The sequence below is a fragment of the Flavobacterium sp. genome (assembly GCF_039930565.1).
Lineage (GTDB): Bacteria > Bacteroidota > Bacteroidia > Flavobacteriales > Flavobacteriaceae > Flavobacterium.
The window spans coordinates 1-8,340 of sequence record NZ_JBDTTP010000119.1; the positions used below are offsets into that span (position 1 = coordinate 1).

An 8,340-nucleotide genomic window follows, 5' to 3' on the forward strand; every position below is an offset into this window, starting at 1 on the left:
GTCAAAAAGTCACAAAACAAGTCAATTATGAGTTTTTTAAATTCAATATTCGGAAGTTCGGAGAATGCAGATTCTTCAAAAAGCAAAATAAACTGGACACAATTAACAGATATACTGCAATTGCAGGAAATTGAAGCTATATCCAATGAAAAGCCCGTTGTAATTTTTAAACATAGTACAAGATGCAGTATCAGCCGAATGGCTCTCAAGCAATTTGAACGTGAATTTGATTTGAATGATTCTGTTGATGCATATTTTCTCGATTTAATTGCACACCGCGATGTTTCAAATGAAATTGCCAGAAAATTTAATGTGTATCACGAGTCACCACAATTGATTTTAATCAGGAATGGGAAAGCTGTTTATGATGTTTCACATAGTGATATTGATGCAGGTGAGTTGAAGAACAAAATTTAATTTTTATAAACCTTCACTTTCAAATCTTAAAGTGAAGATTTTCATATTTATTGCAATTCATAAATTAAGGATTTCAGTAGGTAAAACTTTAACAACCCCCTTCTGTGTTGCTTATTTTTAACTCAGCTGAATTTTTTTTATGTATGATGAGGAACTTCCTGTATACCAAATATAATTTACTCCTAAATCCTTTATCTCAAGAAGCGCTTTATCTGTAAAATCATTAAATTTTCCCACACCATTTTCTTCAAGAGTTCCCCAAGGTTTATTTGTTGTGTTTTTATTCCCAAACAAACGGGTAAAAACCTGGTAAATAATAACTTTACCCTGTGCTGAATTTTCATCTTTCCTAACCACGTCTTTTGTTTTACAGGAAATTACGACAACAGTAAAAATAACCATGGCTTCTATATTTCTTTTATTTATCATTTTTATTTTATTCAATTGATATTTAATAATCACCTCTAAAATTAGATTAATTTCTAAAGATTAATATTTTTTATAAATAATATGCTGCAGTTTTTTTCAGAAATGGAACTACAACGAAAGAGTTTGTTTTTTTGTTGATAAATTTAAATTTCTAAATATCAATTTAGCATTATAAATAAATCTTAATATCGGTTATGGTTGTTACCTTTTTCATAAATTTGACAAAAATTAAATCAATTGAAGAAATTACTCTTTTTTATATTCTGTTGTTTGCTTTTACTTAATTCTCAAAACATTTTAGCCCAGGCGCCTAAAAAAATTATCGTCGAAAATTCTGATTTTGTAGATGTGAACGAAACAGTAGCACCGGGTGCAACTTTGCTGACAGGAAATGTAAAAGTAAATCACGACGGTGTTGTGTTAACCTGTAACAAAGCCTATTTTTTTCAAAAGGAAAATTATCTAAAAGCCTTCGGAAATGTTCAATTGGTGCAAGGTGACACTTTGTTTTTAAACAGCAAATATGCTGAATACAACGGAAATGTAAAAAAAGCTTTTGCTACCGGAGATGCTGTTATGAGTTCTCCAGACGCTACACTTGCAACTGATACTATCAATTTTGACCGAAATGTACAGGAAGTGTTTTATAATACACAAGGTACCATCGTCAATAAGGACAATACTTTGGTAAGCAAAGCAGGAAGGTATTATGTGGCGCAGAAAAAATTTCAGTTTTTAACCGCAGTTACTATTACCAATCCTAAATATGTTATTAAATCCAATCACCTCGATTATTACAGTAATTCGGGCCACTCCTATTTATTCGGACCCTCAACAATTACAAGTAAAGCTAACTACATTTATACAGAAAAAGGATTTTATGACACCAAAAAAAACCTGGCGCATTTTTTAAGAAAATCCTATATAAAATATGATGACCGTCTTATTGAAGGTGACAGTCTCTATTATAACCGGAATACCGAATTCGCCTCGGCTACACGCAACGTCAAAATCACTGATTCTGTCAATCGTGGAATCGTAAAAGGCCATTATGCTGAAGTATTCAAGCTGAAAGATTCCATGTACGTAACTAAAAGGGCAGTTGCAGTGAATTTTGTAGATAACGATTCTGTTTACATCCATGGTAAAAAATTAATGGTAACTGGTAAAGAAGGAGATCGCGTTATCAGGGCATTCAATAATGTTCGCTTTTATAAAACCGATATGAGCGGGAAATGCGATTCGCTTCATTCCAATACGAAAATAGCATTGACTAAATTAATAGGCAAACCAATTTTATGGAATGGGGAAAGCCAGATTACAGGTGATCTTATGCATTTAATTGGTGATAATGTGACGAATAAAATAGATTCATTAAAAGTGCTCAATAATACTTTTCTCGTCTCGCGGGACACTCTGGGTACCGGCTTTAATCAGGTTAAAGGAATCAATTTATTTGGTAAATTTAAAGAAGGGAAATTACATGATGTTGATGTAATAAAAAACACCGAGGTAATTTACTACATGCGCAACGATGCCAATGAACTCATCGGAATCAATAAAAATGTAAGCAGTAAAATCAATATGATTTTAGAAAACAATGCAGTCGAAACCATTACCTTTTTCAATAATGTCGATGGCGATATTTATCCTGAAATTGATCTGCCCGAAAATGCGCGTAAATTAAAAGGCCTGGTTTGGCGTGGTGATGAAAGGATAAAATCTAAAGATGATATTTTTTCTGCTGAAGATAATGAACTTAATGACAAATTGGTCAAACAGGGAAAGGCAGAAGAAGCGAAAGAAAATGTTCCTATGAAAATAAGGAAAGAAACATTGAATTACGATAAAAAAAATCCTAAACCAAAACCAAAATCGGAAACTAAAGAAAAAGAAAAGAAATAATTTCAGTAAAATTGAAGCCTGCTTTTTTTAACTTTAAATAAAAATAATGTGAATCCAGATTTTATAAAATATCAGGCACAAACATCACCATACCCTCTGGGAATGGAAGTCTCACATGCTATTGGTTCCTATATTTACGATACCAGCAATAAAAAATATTTAGATTTTGTTGCAGGCGTTTCTGCCTGTACGCTTGGTCATCAGCATCCAAGAGTGAATCAGGCGATAAAAGATCAGTTGGACAAATACTCGCACGTAATGGTGTATGGTGAATATTCACAAAGCCCAGCAGTTCAGTATTGCAAATTATTAGCCTCACTACTGCCTGAATCCTTAAACAAAACGTATTTGGTCAATTCAGGTACAGAAGCAATAGAAGGGGCTTTAAAATTAGCCAAAAGAACAACCGGGCGTAGTCAGCTTATTTCGTGTCATAATGCCTATCACGGAAACACAATGGGCTCCATGAGCGTTATGGGTTTTGAAGAACGTAAACAAGCTTTCCGTCCTTTAATTCCCGATATTGATTTTATTACCTTTAATAATGAAGCCGATTTAAAAAAAATAACCACAAGAACAGCTGCTATTCTACTTGAAACTATTCAGGGAGGTGCAGGGTTTATTCAGCCTCAAGATAATTTCTTAAACAAAGTCCGTCAACGTTGTGATGAAGTCGGGGCAATGATGATTGTCGATGAAATTCAACCCGGATTTGGGAGAACAGGTAAACTTTTCGGGTTTCAAAACTATGATATTGTTCCGGATATTGTCGTTATGGGAAAAGGAATGGGGGGTGGAATGCCGGTTGGTGCTTTTACCGCTTCTGCAGAAAAAATGGATCTTTTAACCGAAAATCCAAAATTGGGACATATTACCACTTTCGGCGGGCATCCTGTCATTGCGTCAGCCTGCCTGGCTACTTTGCAGGAATTAACTGAAACAAATTTAATGCAGGAAGCCTTAGTTAAAGAAAACCTGTTCAGATCGCTTTTGGTACATCCTTTGATAAAGGAAATTAGAGGAAAAGGATTAATGCTTGCCGCCATGACCGAAACAGCCGATATAACGAATCAGGTTATTTTAAAATGTCAGGACAAAGGTCTTATATTATTCTGGCTATTGTTCGAAGGATGTGCCATCAGAATAACACCGCCATTAACCATTTCTGAAGAGGAAATTAAAGAAGGTTGCTCCATAATTTTAAACGTTATGGATGAAATTCTGAAAAAGGATAAAATTAATTAGGAGCTATTTCCTGCTGTTCGCTAAATCTTTTATTTTTTAAAGAAAAAAACAAAAGGATATCGCTGCCATCAGGACTAGGACTCTCTGTTAAAATAAAATATAGAATAATAATTAAATAATCTTTACATATCAAAAGATTAAAACTTAAAACAGAACACTAATTCTGTCCATATTGTTAATTAAATTGTTCAAAACAATTATTTTCCTTTCCTCTCACAAGAATATGGTTGCCTAAATTTATAACAGGCTAATTTCAAAAAAACAAAGTATGCAATTAAGCAACGAAGAAGAAGATTATAACCTATCCCTATCCAAATTTGAGTCGATGTTAAAAACTAACAAAGTGCTCTTTTTTGATTCTGAAGAATTCGAAGAAATTATTCTTCATTATTTAGACATAGGCAAGGCTAATTTAGCAAAAAAGGCCTTGAAACTTGCATTAGACCAACACCCAAAATCTACAGGCTTAAAATTAGTACAAGTAGAAATGCTGGTATATGACGACAAACTCGAAATGGCTGAAAAGCTTTTAAACGAGTTGTATGCGATAGAACCCAACAACGAGGAAATTTATATCCAGAAAGCCAATATCTGTTCCAAAAGAGACCAGCACGAAAAAGCAGTCGAAATGTTGAAAATTGCCTTGCAATATACTGACGATTTCGCGGATGTGTATAATCTTATCGGAATGGAATATCTATTTATGGATAACCTCGAAATGGCAAAAGACAGTTTTATAAAATGTCTTGAAGAAGATTTAGAAGACCAGTCAGCATTGTATAATGTCGTGTATTGTTTTGAATTTCTGGATCAAAATCAGGAAGCCATAGCATATTTAAACGATTATATCAATAAAAACCCATACAGCGAAATTGCCTGGCATCAATTAGGCCGTTTGCATTATGGAGTAAAAGAATATGAAAATGCTATTCGCGCTTTTGACTATGCTACACTAATCGATGATGAGTTTTTAGGCGCTTTCATGGAAAAAGCAAAAGCAAACGAGCGTCTTAAAAAATACAATGAAGCTATCGAAAGCTACAACCGTACCATCGAATTGGATGATGCTACTTCTTATGCTTTATTGAGAATAGGAAAATGTTATGAGAAGCTTGGTAACGCACTTTTAGCCTTAAAATATTACAATCAGACCGTTCACGAAGATCCACTTTTGGATAAAGGCTGGATTGCCATAACTGATTTTTATGTTCGTCAGAAAAATTTTCAAAAGGCATTGTTTTTTGTAAATAAGGCACTGGCAATTGATAATCAGAATCGTTTGTACTGGAAACGCTATGCTACTATTAACAAACAGATGAACTTTTATGAAGAAGCCGAATTCGGATACAGAAAAGCGGTGGAATTTGGTGATTATGCATTGGACACCTGGTTATTTTGGGTTGACATCCTTCAGTTTTTAGGGGAATTTGACAGTGCTATACAAACATTGTTACAAGCATCTGAATATTTTCCCGAAGAAAACGAAATTGAATATCGTCTGGCGGGATTGTATTTTATGCTACAGGACAATACAAAAGCAAAATTTCATTTGAGCAACGGTTTACGTTTGAATTTCGATAATTACATTTTGATTGAAGATTTATTTCCAGTTGTCTGGGCTAAAAAAATGGTTAAAAATTACATTGAAAAACATAGAAAACAATAATGATTGATATTTTAAAAAGACGTTTTGGATTATTGGGCCGCAATATTAGTTATTCCTTTTCAAAAGGGTATTTTACAGAAAAATTTAGCGATGAAATATTTGCAGGCAACAGCTACGAAAATTTCGATATTGCTGACATTAACTATTTTACTGAATTAGTTAACAAAAACACTGATTTAAAAGGCCTAAATATTACCATTCCATACAAGGAACAGATAATTCCTTTTTTAGATAAACTTTCAAAAAAAGCAGCTTTAATCGGCGCTGTTAATACAATTAAATTTACTAAAGACGGAAAATTAAAAGGCTACAATACTGATTATTACGGTTTCAAAAAATCCCTAAAACCGTTATTACAGCCACATCACAAAAAAGCTCTTATCCTGGGAACAGGAGGCGCATCAAAAGGTGTTGCTTTTGCATTAGATGAACTTAATATTCCTTACACTTTCGTTTCAAGAGAAGCTAAAGAAAATATTATTGATTACGATTTAATAAATGCAACAACATTTGATAATTTTCAGATAATAATAAATTGTACACCCGTTGGGACAAGCCCAAATACGGAATCTTCACCCAATTTACCGTATGAATTTTTCACTGATAAACATATAGCTTACGATTTAATTTATAATCCTGCTGAAACACAGTTTATTAAAAAAGCCAAAGAAAATGGGGCCACTATAAAAAATGGTTACGACATGTTAATTTTCCAGGCAGAAAAAGCATGGAAAATCTGGAATAAATAAAAAATTAATAAATTATATAATTAAAAAGAGAGTATATCTAAAATGTGCTCTCTTTTTTTATTGTGTCAATTTATTATAAAACATTTTAAAGTTCCTACTTTTTGAACCCCTAACAACATGATTTATAAAACATACACCATAAACAAAGGATTTATTTTGTATTTAGAAACTCCTTTACTATCTTTCGCTATATTTAAAATACAAACCTTACACATTTAAAAATGTTAGAAGAAAAGAATGACAACCTGCAAGATGCAGATGGAAAGTTAGAAATGGATGTAAATGATTCTGCACAAATTGAGCCAACGCAAGAAACAACAATTTTACAGTCAGAATTGGAAAATGAAACAGCAATTAATAAAAATGAGGCTCATAATACTAATAGTATTGATACCAGCCATCAAATTGCTTTAGATGATATAACCAATTCCAACGCAGAAGAAAGTGAAGATGAAACGATAAAAGAGCCTACTGATTTTCCTATGCAGGATTATCATACTTTTACTTTGGATGCTTTGGTTGATGAATTAAAAAAACTTGTGAATACAGATAAAGCAATGTCTGTAAAAGATCATATAGAAGAAATTAAAAAATCCTTTTTATTACAATACAGCCATCTTTTGGAAGAAAAAAAAGAAGAATTTACTGCTTCTAATCAGGACCCTAATGAAGAATTTCAATATCATTCTCCATTAAAATCTAAATTTGATGAATATTATAATATATTTAAGGAAAAAAGAAATATCCATTTTAAACATCTGCAGACAAGTTTAAAGTCAAATTTAGAAAACCGACTTGCTATAGTTGAAGAATTAAAAGAGCTTATAAACCCACAGGAAAACATCAAGGACACACTTAAACATTTTAATGATTTAAGAGAGCGATGGAAAAATGCGGGACCGATTCCTAAAGATAAATACAATCATGTCTGGAATAATTATCATTTTCATGTAGAGAATTTTTACGATTATTTACACTTAGATCGTGAGGCACGGGATTTGGATTTTAAATACAATTTAGAACAAAAACAAAAAATAATTACCCGTGTTGAAGAGTTAGTAAATGAATCTGATATCAGTAAGGCATTTCGAGAATTACAAGATCTTCATAGGATTTGGAAAGAAGATATTGGCCCTGTTTCTAAAGAGCACAGAGATGTAATCTGGAATAAATTTAGTGAATTAACTAAAAAAATTCATGATAAAAGAGAACTTTTATTTGAAAGTCAAAAAGCAAACGAGCAACAAAACTTAGAAGCAAAAAAAGAGATTATTGCTAAAATTGAAGTTCTTGCTACTGAAAAAGTAAATTCGCATTCACAATGGCTGGGACAAATACAAAAAGTAGAAGATCTTAGAAACGAGTTTTTTGCAGCAGGAAAAGTGCAATCCGAAGTAAATGAAGAAACGTGGGCTGCATTTAAAACGGCTGTTAGAAACTTTAATTCTTTCAAAAATTCATTCTATAAAGACATTAAAAAAGATCAGAACGATAATTTAAATAAAAAAATGACTCTTGTTGCCAAAGCAAAAGAATTGCAGGAAAGTACAGATTTTACCGTAACTACTCCAATCATGAAACAAATTCAGGAGGAATGGAAAAAAATTGGTCATGTACCCAAAAAATATTCAGACAAAATCTGGAAAGATTTCAAAGATGCCTGTAATTATTATTTTGATAAATTAAAAGAGAGTAAATCTGAAGAAAATATTGATGAAATAGCTGCTTTTGACAACAAAAAAGCCTATTTGGATATTCTAAAAAATTATCAGCTTACCGGTGATCATAAAACAGATTTGGATGCTATTAAATTACATATTGAAACTTGGAAGGGATTCGGAAAAGTACCTTTTGCAAGGCGCCATATTGAAGGAAAATTCAATAAAATTTTAGATGCCCTTTTTGACAAATTAAGTTTGAGTAAAAAAG

General features: G+C 32.4%; 6 protein-coding genes and 1 pseudogene. 6 read left to right on the forward strand and 1 reads right to left on the reverse strand.

Annotated elements, in window-relative coordinates; genetic code table 11:
• The first annotated feature begins 27 nt into the window (after positions 1-27).
• Positions 28-417 (forward strand): bacillithiol system redox-active protein YtxJ, encoded by a 390-nt coding sequence (ytxJ, locus tag ABI657_RS18375; RefSeq protein ID WP_348098731.1) that lies wholly within the window; start codon positions 28-30, stop codon positions 415-417.
• A gap of 143 nt (positions 418-560) precedes the next feature.
• Here ytxJ and ABI657_RS18380 read toward each other — a convergent pair.
• Positions 561-846 (reverse strand): annotated as a pseudogene (locus ABI657_RS18380) (alpha-amylase); the annotation flags it as partial.
• A 237-nt stretch (positions 847-1,083) separates the two neighbouring features.
• On the opposite strand from ABI657_RS18380, the gene ABI657_RS18385 reads away from it, so the two are divergent.
• The 5 genes from ABI657_RS18385 to ABI657_RS18405 form a co-directional block, all read left to right on the forward strand.
• Positions 1,084-2,751 (forward strand): OstA-like protein, encoded by a 1,668-nt coding sequence (locus tag ABI657_RS18385; protein WP_348098726.1) that lies wholly within the window; start codon positions 1,084-1,086, stop codon positions 2,749-2,751.
• Between the two features lie 48 nt (positions 2,752-2,799).
• Positions 2,800-3,996, forward strand: coding sequence for an aspartate aminotransferase family protein (locus tag ABI657_RS18390; protein ID WP_348098727.1), 1,197 nt, complete (start codon positions 2,800-2,802; stop codon positions 3,994-3,996).
• A 268-nt stretch (positions 3,997-4,264) separates the two neighbouring features.
• Positions 4,265-5,662 (forward strand): tetratricopeptide repeat protein, encoded by a 1,398-nt coding sequence (locus ABI657_RS18395; protein WP_348098728.1) that lies wholly within the window; start codon positions 4,265-4,267, stop codon positions 5,660-5,662.
• Positions 5,662-6,411: a shikimate dehydrogenase gene (locus ABI657_RS18400; RefSeq protein ID WP_348098729.1), complete on the forward strand. Its 750-nt coding sequence runs from the start codon at positions 5,662-5,664 to the stop codon at positions 6,409-6,411. The genes ABI657_RS18395 and ABI657_RS18400 overlap by 1 nt, the downstream gene beginning before the upstream one ends.
• A 221-nt stretch (positions 6,412-6,632) precedes the next feature.
• Positions 6,633-8,340 (forward strand): DUF349 domain-containing protein (locus ABI657_RS18405; RefSeq protein ID WP_348098730.1); only part of this gene is annotated, 1,708 nt, incomplete at its 3' end.

Excerpts from the sequence above, each read along its gene's own strand:
- ytxJ (WP_348098731.1), top strand. The coding sequence starts at position 28 with ATGAGTTTTTTAAATTCAATATTCGGAAGTTCGGAGAATGCAGATTCT.
- ABI657_RS18395 (WP_348098728.1), top strand. The coding sequence starts at position 4,265 with ATGCAATTAAGCAACGAAGAAGAAGATTATAACCTATCCCTATCCAAA.
- ABI657_RS18400 (WP_348098729.1), top strand. The coding sequence starts at position 5,662 with ATGATTGATATTTTAAAAAGACGTTTTGGATTATTGGGCCGCAATATT.